The sequence below is a fragment of the Bradyrhizobium sp. CCBAU 53415 genome (assembly GCF_028128735.1).
In the GTDB taxonomy this organism is placed as follows: Bacteria; Pseudomonadota; Alphaproteobacteria; order Rhizobiales; family Xanthobacteraceae; genus Bradyrhizobium.
This window is the reverse complement of record NZ_LBJF01000024.1, coordinates 57,772-71,478: the sequence shown is the minus strand read 5'-3', so window position 1 is coordinate 71,478 and position 13,707 is coordinate 57,772. Positions and strand designations below refer to the sequence as shown.

At 64.7% G+C, this 13,707-nt stretch carries 13 protein-coding genes; 11 read left to right on the top strand and 2 right to left on the bottom strand.

Annotated elements, in window-relative coordinates:
- Positions 1-125: 125 nt before the first annotated feature.
- The 10 genes from XH87_RS18610 (at position 126) to XH87_RS18565 (ending at position 11,483) form a co-directional block, all read left to right on the top strand.
- On the top strand, positions 126-3,095 hold the full coding sequence (locus XH87_RS18610; protein WP_271588386.1) for a patatin-like phospholipase family protein: 2,970 nt from the start codon (positions 126-128) through the stop codon (positions 3,093-3,095).
- A gap of 139 nt (positions 3,096-3,234) precedes the next feature.
- The gene (locus XH87_RS18605) at positions 3,235-3,387 is read left to right on the top strand and encodes an aa3-type cytochrome c oxidase subunit IV (RefSeq protein WP_035704696.1); all 153 of its coding nucleotides are present in this window, start codon (positions 3,235-3,237) and stop codon (positions 3,385-3,387) included.
- Between the two features lie 136 nt (positions 3,388-3,523).
- Complete coding sequence (locus tag XH87_RS18600) at positions 3,524-4,654, top strand: Re/Si-specific NAD(P)(+) transhydrogenase subunit alpha (RefSeq protein WP_271588385.1); 1,131 nt, start codon at positions 3,524-3,526, stop codon at positions 4,652-4,654.
- A gap of 21 nt (positions 4,655-4,675) precedes the next feature.
- Complete coding sequence (locus XH87_RS18595; RefSeq protein ID WP_035704698.1) at positions 4,676-4,993, top strand: proton-translocating transhydrogenase family protein; 318 nt, start codon at positions 4,676-4,678, stop codon at positions 4,991-4,993.
- A 39-nt stretch (positions 4,994-5,032) separates the two neighbouring features.
- A complete protein-coding gene (locus tag XH87_RS18590) occupies positions 5,033-6,430 on the top strand; it encodes an NAD(P)(+) transhydrogenase (Re/Si-specific) subunit beta (RefSeq protein WP_035704699.1) in 1,398 nt (465 codons plus the stop codon).
- Positions 6,431-6,646: 216 nt separating this feature from the next.
- Positions 6,647-7,444, top strand: coding sequence for an alpha/beta hydrolase (locus XH87_RS18585; RefSeq protein WP_035704733.1), 798 nt, complete (start codon positions 6,647-6,649; stop codon positions 7,442-7,444).
- A 46-nt stretch (positions 7,445-7,490) separates the two neighbouring features.
- On the top strand, positions 7,491-8,876 hold the full coding sequence (locus XH87_RS18580; protein WP_081492426.1) for a sodium:proton antiporter: 1,386 nt from the start codon (positions 7,491-7,493) through the stop codon (positions 8,874-8,876).
- A gap of 134 nt (positions 8,877-9,010) precedes the next feature.
- On the top strand, positions 9,011-10,108 hold the full coding sequence (locus tag XH87_RS18575; protein WP_035704737.1) for a calcium:proton antiporter: 1,098 nt from the start codon (positions 9,011-9,013) through the stop codon (positions 10,106-10,108).
- Positions 10,109-10,128: 20 nt separating this feature from the next.
- Entirely contained in the window at positions 10,129-10,413 is a 285-nt protein-coding gene (locus XH87_RS18570) for a cupin domain-containing protein (RefSeq protein ID WP_145632647.1), read from the top strand.
- Positions 10,414-10,505: 92 nt separating this feature from the next.
- Positions 10,506-11,483: a hypothetical protein gene (locus XH87_RS18565; RefSeq protein WP_271588384.1), complete on the top strand. Its 978-nt coding sequence runs from the start codon at positions 10,506-10,508 to the stop codon at positions 11,481-11,483.
- Positions 11,484-11,510: 27 nt separating this feature from the next.
- Here XH87_RS18565 and XH87_RS18560 read toward each other — a convergent pair whose 3' ends face one another.
- Together XH87_RS18560 and rpsU are read right to left on the bottom strand one after the other, a co-directional pair.
- Positions 11,511-12,161 carry a tetratricopeptide repeat protein gene (locus tag XH87_RS18560; RefSeq protein WP_271588383.1) on the bottom strand — a complete coding sequence of 217 codons (651 nt, stop codon included), beginning with the start codon at positions 12,159-12,161 and terminating at the stop codon, positions 11,511-11,513.
- Between the two features lie 252 nt (positions 12,162-12,413).
- Positions 12,414-12,710, bottom strand: coding sequence for a 30S ribosomal protein S21 (gene rpsU / locus XH87_RS18555; protein WP_008546194.1), 297 nt, complete (start codon positions 12,708-12,710; stop codon positions 12,414-12,416).
- 261 nt (positions 12,711-12,971) lie between these two features.
- Between rpsU and aqpZ the strand changes: the two genes are divergently transcribed.
- On the top strand, positions 12,972-13,694 hold the full coding sequence (gene aqpZ, locus XH87_RS18550) for an aquaporin Z (RefSeq protein ID WP_271588382.1): 723 nt from the start codon (positions 12,972-12,974) through the stop codon (positions 13,692-13,694).
- Positions 13,695-13,707: the final 13 nt, after the last annotated feature.

The following is a 13,707-nucleotide window of genomic DNA, read 5'->3' as shown; positions in this document are numbered from 1 at the left end:
TCTCACGAGCTTGCGACGAGGGATTGAACGTTCGCATCGCCGATGAGACTAATCTCCATAAGGCTATCGTTCGCTAATTTTACAACTGTTGATTGCCGCTGCTGCGCCGTCTTGGGGAGGCACGCATGCTCGATCAGGTCCAGCCGACGCAGCCTAGCGAAGCCCGGGCGCCCCGGTTAGACGAGGAACGGCCCTGGTGCGAAAAGCATCAGCAGATCGTTCGCGACGAGATCGCGGCGATCAACACGCGCCGCGGCGAGACCCGGCAGCTCGACCCCAAGGGCATAGACGCCTGCCAGATGCTCGATGTCGTCGGGCTCGCCCTGTCCGGCGGCGGCATCCGCTCCTCGGCCATGTGCCTTGGCGTGCTCCAGGCGCTGAACCATCACGGTTTGATCGAACGGATCGATTATCTCTCCACCGTGTCGGGCGGCGGCTACATCGGCACCTCCCTCAGTACGACCATGACTGTAACCGGCCGTTTCGTGTTCGGCGAGCGACCGGCCGGGGCAACGGTGACCGCCAGCGAGATCAGCGACACGCCGTCGGTCGGTCACATCAGGAATTACTCCAACTACCTGGTCCCGGCCGGCTTCCGCGATCTCCTGACCGGGATTGCGATCGTGGCGCGCGGCCTGATCGCCAATATCGGGCTGACGCTCCCGGTCGTGCTCCTGCTCGCAGCGGTCACCATCTGGTCGACGCCGCTGCGAAGCTGCCTGACGGTCGCGAACTTCTTCGGTGTCGATCTCGCCGATGGCGCTTTGCCGCAATGTGAACTGCACCATTTCGGCTGGATCGCGGATCGCATCGGCTTCGCGGCCATCGGCGCGATCGTCGCGCTGGCGCTGCTTGCCTGTGGCGGAATTGCCTATCGGGTCTCGCGCGCGGAGCGGGGCATCGGCCCGACCGTCTTCTTCACCTATGCCGCGGGCATTGCGTTCCTGCTCGGTTTTGCCTGTGACTTCGCCCGCGTCCTTCAGATCAGGCATTTCGCGCTGACACTGGCAACGGCCATCATCGGCGTCGGCCTGTTCTTCGGCTGGGCGCTCAAGCAGTCATTGGCGAGCCCCGAGAGGCGCCAGGAGTTTCGCTCGCACTGGCCGACCGCCGGAGCCACTTTCCTGGTGCTGCTTGGCGTGATCGCGTTCTTCGAGTTCCAGCCCTTCATGCTGTCGCAGATGTTCGATGTCGTCGACAGCAACGCGATCGGCGGGCCGGTTGGCGGTATCGCGGTCACCTGGATCAAGTCGCTCGCCGCGATTGCCGCCCCGATCGGCGTCTTCGTCGCCGCTTTCAGGCAGCAATTCGCCGAGCTCCTGAAGGGCAACAGCGTGTCCTCGCAATGGGGCTCGCTGGTGCTCTCGATCGTCGCCAAAGTCGCGCTGTGGATCGCCGGCTTGGCGCTGCCGCTGATCATCTGGGTCGCCTATCTCTATCTGTCCTATTGGGGCATCGCCAACGACCCGATCGAAAGATGTCAGGCGCCCCTGACGGTCGTTGCGCAGAGGGAGTGCCTCGCCGCCACCAGATCGACAGCGCCCGCATCGGGAAATCTGTCGGGCAAGATCGCGTTCGATGCGGGCGCCGGCACCTTCTCGGCCGAGATCACGCCAAAGCCCGCCGCAACGACGGCGATGTTGGACTGGTTGACGCCGGTATCGCACGTTCCGGCCTGGCTCCGGTTTGCCGCGGGCCATATCGCAAGACAATCCGACTGGCTGGGTCTGGGCTCCGGCTATGCACACAGCCTGCCCGTGGTGATCCTGTACACGCTCACCGGTCTTTTGCTGTTCGCGATCTCCTGGTCTCTGGCGCCCAACGCGAATTCGTTGCACCGCCTGTACCGCGACCGGCTGAGCAAGGCCTTTCTGTTCGACCCCGGCCGTTCGGCAGACGGCAATATCGCGCGCGCCGAGGCGAGCCTCGACCAGGGGCGCGATTTCAAGCCGCTCGATCGCATGAAGTTGAGCGAGCTCTTCGCGGTCGCGGGCGACGATGCGGCGGCGAACGATCGGCCGGCCGCGCCAAAGCTGCGGGCGCCATATCATCTCATCAACACGGCGCTCAACATCCAGGGTTCGGACTTCGCCAACCGGCGCGGCCGCAACGCGGACTTCTTCGTCTTCTCGCCGCTCTATGTCGGCAGCGAGGCGACGCGCTACGCCAAGACCCCGGCGATCGAGCGTCTGGAGCAGAGCCTCGACCTGGCCACCGCAATGGCGATCTCGGGTGCGGCGGCATCGTCGAACATGGGCTCCAACTCGATCAAGGCGCTGACGCCGACGCTCGCGCTGTTGAACGTGCGGCTGGGCTACTGGCTGAGCAACCCGCGCTATGTCCAGGCCAATGCGCGGCCGCAGCGCCTCTCCACGCCGCTGTTCCTGTGGTCGGAAATCTCGGGTCGCCTCTACGAGAACAGCGATGGCGTCTATCTCACCGACGGCGGTCACATCGAAAATCTCGGCGTCTACGAGCTGCTCCGCCGGCGCTGCAGGGTGATCATCGCGGTCGACGCGGAAGCCGACGTGCCGATGAATTTCTCCTCGCTGATGAAGCTCCAGCGCTATGCCCGCATCGATCTCGGCGTCCGGATCGACCTGCCGTGGACGCCGATCCGCGACCGCACGCGCGCCATCATGGCGGAGAATGCCGACAGGACGTCCGCGCGCGCATCTGCCGCCACGTCGGACGATGCCCCGAAGGACCATGTGCATGTCGCGATCGGCGTCATCAACTATGGTGGCGATGACAAGGGCTATCTCGTCTACGTCAAGTCCTCGCTGACCAGCGACGAGAACGACTACATCCGTGACTATGCGCGGCGCAACGATACGTTTCCCCATGAGACCACCGGCGATCAGTTCTTCTCCGAGGAGCAATTCGAGGTCTATCGCGCGTTGGGGTTCCACATGACCCACGGCTTCCTGGCCGGCGACCACCCGGTGTCGGTCGGTCCCGGCACCGATCCGCGCACCGCGCGATTCACCGGGGCAGGCGAGGAGGCGATCGACGCGGTCCGCGAGGCGCTCGGTCTTACAGTGCTGCGGCGGCCCACTGCGAGCGCCGCCGCCACGATGATCGATCAGGGTTGAGCCACGCGAGAACCGGATTCCCGGCAATCGCAATTCCAAATGACCCGATTTGCGGGAAAACCGCGTCTGCCTGCCGTTGCCCTGCCCGAAAGTTTGCGGTATCCCAGCCCGAGAATTCGACTTTCGACTGGGGACATCCATGGCTGACCATAGTGAAGTGGCGTACACCACCGCCGACGGCAACGACTATATTGCCCACGAGCAGACCTATGAGGGCTTCATCAAACTGGTGAAGTACGGCACGGCCTCGGTCGCGCTCATCGTGATCCTGATGGCGATCTTCCTCACCTGATTCATCCCTGCCGCACCGCCAGCGTCGTCGGTGCCCATAAAATTTGCATTCAAGCCGGTCCCAAAACCGGTATCCAACGTTGCGGGAGTAACGCTAAGTTCGCGTGCGCGCTTTTTCCCGCGTCGCCGGAGGCCTCATGAAGATTGCCGTTGCCAAGGAAATCGATCCGTCGGAGCCGCGCGTCGCCGCTTCGCCTGACACGGTGAAGAAGTTCAAAGCGCTGGGGGCCGAGGTTGCCGTCGAGCCGGGTGCCGGTATCAAGTCGGGCCTGCCGGATTCCGAGTTCACCGCGGCTGGCGCCACCGTCAGTGCCGACGCGCTCAAGGACGCGGACATCATCATCAAGGTGAAGCGCCCCGAGGCGTCCGAGCTCGCGCAATACAAGCGCGGCGCGCTCGTCATCGCGATCATGGATCCCTACGGCAACGATGCGGCGCTCAAAGCGATGGCCGATGCCGGCATTTCCGCATTCGCCATGGAGCTGATGCCGCGCATCACCCGCGCGCAGGTGATGGACGTGCTGTCCTCGCAGGCGAACCTCGCCGGCTATCGCGCCGTGATCGAGGGCGCCGAGGCCTTCGGCCGCGCCTTCCCGATGATGATGACGGCGGCCGGCACCGTGCCTGCGGCCAAGGTGTTCGTGATGGGTGTCGGCGTTGCCGGCCTCCAGGCGATCGCGACCGCGCGCCGTCTCGGCGCCGTCGTCACGGCCACTGACGTTCGTCCGGCCACCAAGGAGCAGGTGGAGTCGCTCGGCGCAAAATTCCTCGCCGTCGAGGACGAAGAGTTCAAGAACGCGCAGACCGCCGGCGGCTACGCCAAGGAAATGTCCAGGGAGTACCAGGCGAAGCAGGCCGCGCTAACCGCCGAGCACATCAAGAAGCAGGACATCGTGATCACGACCGCGCTGATTCCGGGCCGGCCGGCGCCGAAGCTCGTCAGCGCCGACATGGTCAAGTCGATGAAGCCGGGTTCCGTGCTGGTCGATCTCGCCGTCGAGCGCGGCGGCAATGTCGATGGTGCGAGGCCGGGCGAGGTCGTCGATCTCGATGGCATCAAGATCGTCGGTTACACCAACGTCGCCGGCCGCGTCGCGGCCTCGGCCTCCAGCCTCTACGCGCGCAATCTGTTCTCCTTCATTGAGACCATGGTCGACAAGAAGGAGAAGAAGCTCGCCGTGAACTGGGACGACGAACTGATCAAGGCCACCGCGCTGACCAAGGATGGTGCCGTCATCCACCCGAACTTCCAGCCCAAGTCGGCTTAATTGGGCCCAAGGAGAGAAGCCATGGAGCACGTTGCACAGGTCGTCGACCCCTTCATCTTCCGGCTGTCCATCTTCGTTCTCGCCGTCTTCGTCGGCTATTTCGTGGTGTGGTCGGTCACGCCCGCGCTGCACACGCCGTTGATGAGCGTCACCAACGCGATCTCCTCGGTGATCGTCGTCGGTGCGCTGCTCGCAGGCGGAGTGGCGAACGTATCGAGCGGCTCGGGTTGGGCGCGCGCCTTCGGCTTCGTGGCGCTGATCTTTGCCTGCATCAACATCTTCGGCGGCTTCCTTGTCACCCAGCGCATGCTGGCGATGTACAAGAAGAAGTCGAAGTAAGCGGCCACCTCGGGCTGAAGGGATCAATGGGGACCTGAGATGAGCGCCAATCTCTCTGCATTCTTGTATCTCGTGGCGGGAGTGCTGTTCATCCTGTCGCTGCGCGGGCTGTCGAGCCCGGCTTCGTCGCGCCAGGGCAATTTGTTCGGCATGATCGGTATGGCGATCGCGGTCGCCACGACGCTCGCCAACCATCCGCCGGCGGACGGTCTCGCCTGGCTGCTCGTCATCGTCGGCATCGCCATCGGCGGCGCGATTGGCGCCGTCATCGCGCGCCGCGTTCCCATGACCTCGATGCCGGAACTGGTCGCCGCCTTCCACTCGCTGGTCGGCATGGCCGCGGTGCTGGTCGCGGCCGGCGCGTTCTATGCGCCCGAGGCTTTCGACATCGGCACGCCCGGCAATATCCATGCGCAGAGCCTCGTTGAAATGTCGCTCGGCGTCGCCATCGGCGCGCTGACCTTCACCGGCTCCGTGATCGCGTTCCTGAAATTGTCGGCCCGGATGAGCGGCGCGCCGATCATCCTGCCGTTCCGCCACGTCATCAACATCGTGCTCGGCATCCTCCTCGTCGTCTTCATCGTCGGGCTGGTGATGACGGGGAGCGCGCTCGACTTCTGGCTGATCGTCATCCTCGCGCTGGCGCTCGGCGTGCTCATGATCATCCCGATCGGCGGCGCCGACATGCCGGTCGTGATCTCGATGCTGAACTCCTACTCCGGCTGGGCGGCTGCCGGCATCGGCTTCACGCTCGGCAACTCCGCGCTGATCATCACCGGTGCGCTGGTCGGCTCATCCGGTGCGATCCTGTCCTACATCATGTGCCACGCGATGAACCGGTCCTTCATCTCGGTCATCCTCGGCGGTTTCGGGGGCGAGACGGCCGCCGCGGGCGGCGGCTCCGGCGAGCAGAAGCCGGCCAAGCTCGGCTCGGCCGACGATGCGGCCTTCATCATGAAGAACGCCTCCAAGGTCATCATCGTGCCCGGCTACGGCATGGCGGTGGCGCAGGCCCAGCACGCGCTGCGCGAAATGGCCGACATCCTGAAGAAGGAAGGCGTCGAGGTGAAATACGCCATTCACCCGGTCGCCGGCCGCATGCCCGGTCACATGAACGTGCTGCTCGCCGAGGCCAACGTGCCCTATGACGAGGTGTTCGAGCTCGAGGACATCAACTCTGAATTCGCCCAGGCCGACATCGCCTTCGTGATCGGCGCCAACGACGTCACCAACCCGGCGGCCGAAGAGGACAAGACCTCGCCGATCTATGGCATGCCCGTGCTGCAGGTCTGGAAGGCCGGCACCGTGATGTTCATCAAGCGCTCGCTCGCATCCGGCTATGCCGGCATCGACAATCCGCTGTTCTACCGCGACAACACCATGATGCTGCTCGGCGACGCCAAGAAGGTCACCGAGAACATCGTCAAGGCGATGTAGCGCGGAAAGAAACGGACCGCGGCCATCAACGGAGACTGGCACCGGTCCCATCTCCTGCCGTCTGGAGCCACGCGCGAGCAGCGTGTCAAGTGACACGCCGCCCACAAGGTGGCGTGCGGCAGGCTCGACGTTCCGGCAAGGCTCCGGCCCGACGTCATGAAATTGCTGCGGAGCCGTCGCAAGCCCTGGTCTCAATCGAGGAGCGGCGGCGCAATGATGACCATCGTCAAGTGGATCGCCATTCTGCTCGTGACCGTCTATTGCGCCGGTCTCCTCGTGCTGTATGTCCGGCAGCGCGAGATGCTGTTTCCGATCCCGCCGGTCGGCCGCACCGCACCCGATGCCGCGGGCCTGCCCGAGGCTGAGGAGCACGTTCTGACCACGTCGGACGGCGAAAGGGTCATCGTCTGGCATGTGCCGGCGAAGCCCGGCCGTTCCGTGATCCTGTACTTTCCCGGCAACGGCGATTTTCTGGCCGGCCTCGTCGGCCGCTTCAAGGCAATCACGGCCGACGGCATCGGCCTCGTTGCGCTGTCCTATCGCGGCTATGCCGGCTCGAGCGGGGCGCCGAGCGAACAGGGCCTGCTGCGCGATGCTGCAGCCGCCTACGCCTTCACGACCGCGCGCTATGAAGAGGAACGGATCGTCGTCTGGGGCTTTTCGCTCGGGACGGGCGCGGCGGTTGCGCTCGCATCCGAACGCCCAATCGGCAGGCTGATCCTGGAGGCGCCCTATACCTCGACGGTCGACATCGCCGCACTGGCATTCCCGTTCGTGCCGGTGCGCCTTCTGATGCGCGACCAGTTTCGCTCCGACGAACGGATCGCGCGCGTCACGGTGCCGCTGCTGGTGATGCATGGCACCGATGACCTTGCAATTTCGATCGTGTTCGGAGAGCGTCTGTTCGCGCTCGCGCACGAACCGAAGCAGTTCGTTCGCTTTGCGGGCGGCGGACACGACAATCTCGACGCCTTCGGTGCGGTCGAAAAGGCAAGGCAATTCATTGGATCCTAAACGGCTCGTCACGCGGCTCTGGAGCCCAACCCTAGCCGCCATCCTCATGTTGTTGCCGCATCAGGCGTGGGCCGCAACCGGGCTCGACGGCGCGGCGATGCGCTGGCCCTATGCACTGCCCTTTGCCGGATTGTTGCTGTCGATCGCGCTGGGGCCGCTGCTGTTCCAGAAGATCTGGCACCATCACTACGGCAAGATCGCCGCGGCCTGGTCGCTGCTCGCGCTTGGTTCGCTCGTCATGTTTGCCGGGAGCATGGCGGCGCTCGCGGCGCTCGTTCATGCCATGCTCGCCGAATATCTCGGCTTCATCGTGCTGCTGTTCTCGCTCTATGTCGTGGCCGGCGGCGTCCTTATCACCGGGGACATCAAGGCGACGCCGGCGACCAACGTCGTCATCCTCGCGCTCGGCACGTTCGGGGCGAGCCTCGTCGGCACCACGGGCGCCGCGATGATCCTGATCCGCCCCTTGATCCGCGCCAACCGGCTGCGCCGTCACAACACCCATGTCGTAGTCTTCTTCATCATCCTGGTTGCCAATGTCGGCGGCGCGCTGAGCCCGCTCGGCGATCCGCCGCTCTTCGTCGGATTCCTGCACGGCGTCGACTTCTTCTGGACCACGCGAACCATCTGGTTGCAGACCGCGATCGTGGCAGGACTGCTGCTCGCGATCTTCATCGCCGTCGACGTCTGGCATTTCCGCAGCGAGCCGCCGCCCGAGGACGCCGGCCCTGCGCAGCCGGTTCGCATCCGCGGCCTCGTCAATCTGGTGCTGATCGCGGCCATCGTTGCGAGCCTGCTGGCCTCGGCGATGTGGAAGCCCGGCGTAGCCTTCGACATTCTCGGCACCAGGCTGGACCTGGAGGACGTCGTCCGCAATCTGGCGCTGCTGGCCATTGCGGCGCTGTCGGTGTGGCTCACGCCCGACGAGCACAGGCAGGCCAACGGCTTCACCTGGGAGCCCATCCGCGAGGTCGCGAAGCTGTTCGCCGGCATCTTCGTCGCCATCATCCCGGTCATTGCCATGCTCAATGCCGGCCATGACGGTGCGTTCGCATGGCTGCTCTCCGCCGTGACGGGGCCGAACGGCGCGCCGCGTGAGGTCGTCTATTTCTGGTTCACCGGCCTGATGTCCGCGTTCCTCGACAATGCTCCGACCTATCTGTTGTTCTTCGAGCTAGCCGGCGGCGACCCGCAGGTGCTGATGCACGAACTCTCGGGCACGCTCGCCTCGATCTCCATGGGGGCGGTCTACATGGGAGCGCTCACCTATATCGGCAACGCGCCGAACTTCATGGTCAGCAGCATCGCCAGCGAGAATGGCATCGAGATGCCCAGCTTCTTCGGATATTTCCTGCGCGCCGGCGCCGTGCTGATCCCGCTGTTCCTGCTGCTGACGTTGCTGCCGGTCGCTCCGATCCTGCACTGGCATTGAATCTGCCGGCCGATTTGCTACTGCTCGGCCGAGTTGCGGTGAATTTTCATCGCAGCTCGGGTTTTCGATTATGCATGATCTTGTCGGAAAACAGCACCATGCTTTTCCGGATCATGCCGAGACTGGAGCCGTGGATGAGCGCGCATAATCCGATGCCCCGTTCGGCCTGGATCTTCCCGGCGCTGGCCGTGCTGTTGTTCGCGGCCGTCAGCGCGACGGACTATGTGTTCACGCTGTCGTTTGGCGGGCTCGTCTTTGCTACCGTCCTTCTGGCTATCCTGTTCGGGACGGTATTCGCTGCGGTTCATCATGCCGAAGTGATCGCGGAGCGGGTCGGCGAACCCTATGGCACGCTGGTGCTGACGCTCTCGGTGACCATCATCGAGGTGGCGCTGATCACCACGATCATGCTGGGCGACAAGCCCGCGCCGGCACTGGCGCGCGACACCGTGTTCGCCGTGGTCATGATCGTCTGCAACGGCCTCGTCGGCCTCTGCATCTTCATCGGCGGCCTGCGCTATCGCGAGCAGGGTTTTCAGCTCTCCGGCGCCAACGTCTATCTCAGCGTGCTGTTCGCGCTCGCGACCATCACGCTGATCATGCCGAACTACACGACCACGGCGCCGGGGCCGATCTATTCGGCGGTTCAGCTCGGCTTCGTCGATGTGGTCACGCTCGCGCTCTATGCGGTGTTTCTCTACACCCAGACCGTTCTGCACAAGGACTACTTCGTTCATGAACGGGCGGAGGGCGAGGGCGGGGAGGTCCACCTTTCGATCGGGGCGCTCGCGCTCACCGTGGTGCTGCTCCTGGTGTCGCTTCTGGCGGTCGTGCTGCTGGCCAAGAAGTTCTCGCTGGTGGTCGATGCCGTCGGCGCCACGATCGGCGCGCCGCCGGCCTTCGCCGGCCTTCTGGTCGCGCTGCTGATCCTGATGCCCGAGGGCGTCGCGGCCATTGCGGCGGCGCGCAGGAACGATCTCCAGAAGAGCATCAATCTGGCCCTCGGGTCCTCGCTGGCGACCATCGGCCTGACCATCCCCGCCGTCGGCGTCGCCACCTACGCGCTCGACAAGGAGCTCGAGCTCGGCCTCAGCGCCCAGGGCAGCGTACTTCTGCTCCTGACCTTCTTCCTGAGCATGCTCACCTTCGGCACGGGCAGGACCAATGTCCTGTTCGGACTGGTGCATATGGTGGTATTTGCCGTCTACGTGTTCATGGTTTTCGTGCCCTGAGGCGCAAAAGGAGAGTTCCGATGCTTGCCGCCAAGTCCGAGGTTCAGATCGACAATGAGGAGGTCCGGGTGACCGAATGGCGGCTCGCCCCGGGCAGCGCGACCGGGCATCACACCCACGGGATGGATTATGTGATTGTTCCCGTCGTCGCCGGCGAGATGACCATCGTGGCGCCCAATGGCGAGCGCTCCAAGGCGCAGCTCGCCGCCGGAAAATCCTACTTCCGCAAGGCCGGCGTCCAACACGACGTACTTAACGAAACCTCAACCGAGATCGTGTTCCTTGAGATCGAGCTGAAGCCGTAAGTCCGGCGTTACCGTTTGCCATTGATCCGTCGCAGTTGATCCCTCACAATGCCCTAAAGTTCCCGCATCAGATCGCGCGGGGAGTGGCCGGAATGCTGAAATACCTCGCTAAAATTTCGATGGATATTTTCCCCTCGGTGCTCGCGACGATCATCGGGGCGTACATCGTCAATCATTACATTAACGCCAGGCCGGCGGCCGATGCCCCCGCTGCCGTGGTTGCGCCGGCCGACGCCGGCCAGAACGGAAAGCCGGCAGATGTAGCCAACCTCCCCGCGCCCGGCGTCAAGGCCAAGGGGATCTCCGAGAAGAGCGTGACGGACAAGCCGGCGGCCGACAAGGCGGCCGATCATCGGCCCGCTGGGGAGCCCAAGACTGGGGAGCCTAAGGCTGCTGAGAAGGCTGCGGATGTGACGCCGGTCGAGACCGGCCCGCGTGCCAAGCCGTCCATCCGTGAAAAGGCGGTCGCCAAATCCACGCCGGCGACCACACCGGCCGTCGCCGCATCTGCTCCCGCTGCCCCGGTGGTCGAGGCCAATTCGGCGTCAGCAGCCGCTCCGGCCGCAACCCCTGATGCCAACGATCTCGTCCGTGCTGCGATCGAGCGCCTGCGCAAGTCGCCTGAGGGCAGGTCTGCTGCCGAGGCCAGATCTTCCGAAACCAAGCCTGTCGAGGTCAGATCGTCCGAGGCCAAGCCAGCGGAGAAGTCCGCGGAGCCTGCGGTGCGGGAAGGCGCCCGCGCGCCGGAGGCCCCTCGGGTCGTTAGTATAGAGCCGTCCACGGTCCGACCGCTGCCGCCGCCGATCACGGTATCGACGCCCTCGTCCGAGGCCTATGGCAATGGTGGCTCCAATCCGCCCTACACGGCCTCGGTCAGCAGCGACGATCCGAATCGGTTGACACCACCAGCTGACATTCCCGTGCCGGCAATCGCGCCCCCGCTCGACCTGCGTGCCGATGCTGGTGCCTCCATGCCGCGGCCGAAGAAGGCCAATGTCGCCGACGAGATGCTCTCGGGCATGAAGTCGATGTTCAACTCCGTTCTGCCGAAAAGCACCACCCCCGACTAGGACTGCGGCCGCGCTGCGGCCGAACCGTCAGCCGCCGACGCGGGCGAGGCCGCTGCGGGCGGCGTCATCGCGTGGACGAAGCGCGACGGCCCTAGTGTAGGACGCTGCCGCCTTGGCCCTGTCGCCGAGCCGCTCATAGGCCTGTCCGCGCGTGGTCCAGACCTGGACGTTTTGCGGATCGGCCTCGGAGGCTTCATCGAGATCGGCTGCGGCCTCCTTGACCTTGCCGAGCGCGAGATAGCTGGTGGCGCGGCCGAGCAGCGGCTCGACCTTCTGCGGGTTGAGCCCGCTTGCGGCGCTGAAATCGGCGATCGCGAATTCGTGCTGGTTCTTGCCCTGGTAGATCAGGGCGCGGCCGTAAAGTGCCTGCGCATTGTAGGGATCGAGCCCGACCGCGCGATTGAACTCGTCGAGCGCCGCCGCGGTCTCGCCTGACTTCGCCAGGGACTGGGCCTTGGCGGTGAGAGCCTGAGCTTCGGTGACGTTGCCGGCGCTCACCGCGCTCTCGGCGGGCGCGGCCGCCTTGGGCGCTTCCTGCGGCTTGTCCTTCTCCGGGATCAGCGACCCCAGATCAAAGGAGCAGCCGCACAGTGCGATCCCCATCAAGGCCAGCGCGAGCGGCTGCTGCCAGATCCGGCGTCCTGGCGCCAAGCTGGGCTGAGGGAAAGGGGAAGCCATCTACGGTTCGCTCGCGCTAGAGCATGATCCGGAAGAGTGTGCCGCGGTTTTCCCTCGCGACAAACGCGGAACGCGCTTGCGCGGAGATCACGCTCAAACAACAGCCTAAAGCGCGACGACCATTTCTCCAATCTCATCGCACTTTGGCGCCGCGTCGACAGTGCCCCGTCCCAGAAAGGCACCGCTCTCAAACAATAACGCGGGCCAAGGGCCCGCGTTATCGAAAGCCGAGGCCTTTACAGCTTCGGCAAATCAGCGCGGTCCGCGCGGACCTGCACCGGGGCCGCCACGACCGCCGCGATCACCACCCGGGCCTGCGCCGAACACCGGCTTCGGCTTCATCGGCAGCAGGCCTTCGCGCTGCAGCTTCTTGCGGGCCAGCTTGCGCGCGCGGCGCACGGCTTCGGCCTTTTCGCGGGCCTTCTTCTCGGAGGGCTTCTCGTAATGACCGCGGAGCTTCATCTCGCGGAAAATTCCCTCGCGCTGCATCTTCTTCTTCAGCGCCTTGAGGGCTTGATCGACATTGTTATCGCGAACGAGAACCTGCACGCGGCATCCTCTTCAGGTGGATCGGATTTGAATTCTGGTAAGTCAAAGGGGATGGCAAAACGCGCAAGCCCTTAACCTTGAGCGCGCGGATGTACCAGACAAAACCCGAGATGTCCACCGGCCAAGCGGCTTTTCGGGCCAAGTTCGGCCATTAAATGCGGCGAAAATACCTCTGTGCGGCCCCGATTTGGGCGATTCGACGCCGAGGGCGAGGCCGCGACCGGAGCATTGTTCCGGAATCCTTGAAATCAGGGGACCACAATGGACATGAAAAAATATGCTGCCGAAGCCATCGGCACCTTCTGGCTCACATTCGCTGGCTGCGGAAGTGCAGTGATCGCTGCCGGCTTTCCCCAGGTCGGCATCGGCCTGGTCGGCGTCTCCCTCGCCTTCGGACTGAGCGTGGTCACCATGGCCTATGCGATCGGCCACATCTCGGGCTGCCATCTCAACCCGGCCGTCACGGTTGGTCTCGCGGCCGGTGGCCGCTTTCCGGCGGGTCAGGTCCTGCCTTACGTGATCGCCCAGGTGGCGGGCGCGATCGTTGCCGCATCGCTCCTCTATGTCATCGCGAGCGGGGCACCGGGATTCGACGTCGGCAAGGGCTTTGCTTCCAACGGCTATGACGCGCATTCGCCTGGCCAGTACAGCATGATCGTGTGCTTCCTCACCGAGGTGGTGATGACCATGATGTTCCTGTTCATCATCATGGGTGCAACCCATGGCCGCGCGCCGGCGGGCTTCGCACCGCTCGCGATCGGGCTCGCGCTGGTGATGATCCATCTCGTCAGCATCCCCGTCACCAACACCTCGGTGAACCCGGCGCGCAGCACGGGCCCGGCACTGTTCGTCGGCGGCTGGGCGCTGTCGCAGCTCTGGCTGTTCTGGGTTGCTCCGCTGATTGGCGGCGCGCTGGGCGGGGTGATCTATCGCTGGCTCAGCGAGGAGCCCACCGGCGTCGTCGCGGGCGTGAAGGCGGCATGATCGCAAGGCGGGA

Excerpts from the sequence above, each read along its gene's own strand:
- XH87_RS18605 (WP_035704696.1), top strand. The coding sequence starts at position 3,235 with ATGGCTGACCATAGTGAAGTGGCGTACACCACCGCCGACGGCAACGAC.
- aqpZ (WP_271588382.1), top strand. The coding sequence starts at position 12,972 with ATGGACATGAAAAAATATGCTGCCGAAGCCATCGGCACCTTCTGGCTC.
- XH87_RS18595 (WP_035704698.1), top strand. The coding sequence starts at position 4,676 with ATGGAGCACGTTGCACAGGTCGTCGACCCCTTCATCTTCCGGCTGTCC.
- XH87_RS18585 (WP_035704733.1), top strand. The coding sequence starts at position 6,647 with ATGACCATCGTCAAGTGGATCGCCATTCTGCTCGTGACCGTCTATTGC.
- XH87_RS18580 (WP_081492426.1), top strand. The coding sequence starts at position 7,491 with ATGTTGTTGCCGCATCAGGCGTGGGCCGCAACCGGGCTCGACGGCGCG.
- XH87_RS18560 (WP_271588383.1), bottom strand. The coding sequence starts at position 12,161 with ATGGCTTCCCCTTTCCCTCAGCCCAGCTTGGCGCCAGGACGCCGGATC.
- XH87_RS18590 (WP_035704699.1), top strand. The coding sequence starts at position 5,033 with ATGAGCGCCAATCTCTCTGCATTCTTGTATCTCGTGGCGGGAGTGCTG.
- XH87_RS18600 (WP_271588385.1), top strand. The coding sequence starts at position 3,524 with ATGAAGATTGCCGTTGCCAAGGAAATCGATCCGTCGGAGCCGCGCGTC.
- XH87_RS18575 (WP_035704737.1), top strand. The coding sequence starts at position 9,011 with ATGAGCGCGCATAATCCGATGCCCCGTTCGGCCTGGATCTTCCCGGCG.
- XH87_RS18565 (WP_271588384.1), top strand. The coding sequence starts at position 10,506 with ATGCTGAAATACCTCGCTAAAATTTCGATGGATATTTTCCCCTCGGTG.
- XH87_RS18570 (WP_145632647.1), top strand. The coding sequence starts at position 10,129 with ATGCTTGCCGCCAAGTCCGAGGTTCAGATCGACAATGAGGAGGTCCGG.
- XH87_RS18610 (WP_271588386.1), top strand. The coding sequence starts at position 126 with ATGCTCGATCAGGTCCAGCCGACGCAGCCTAGCGAAGCCCGGGCGCCC.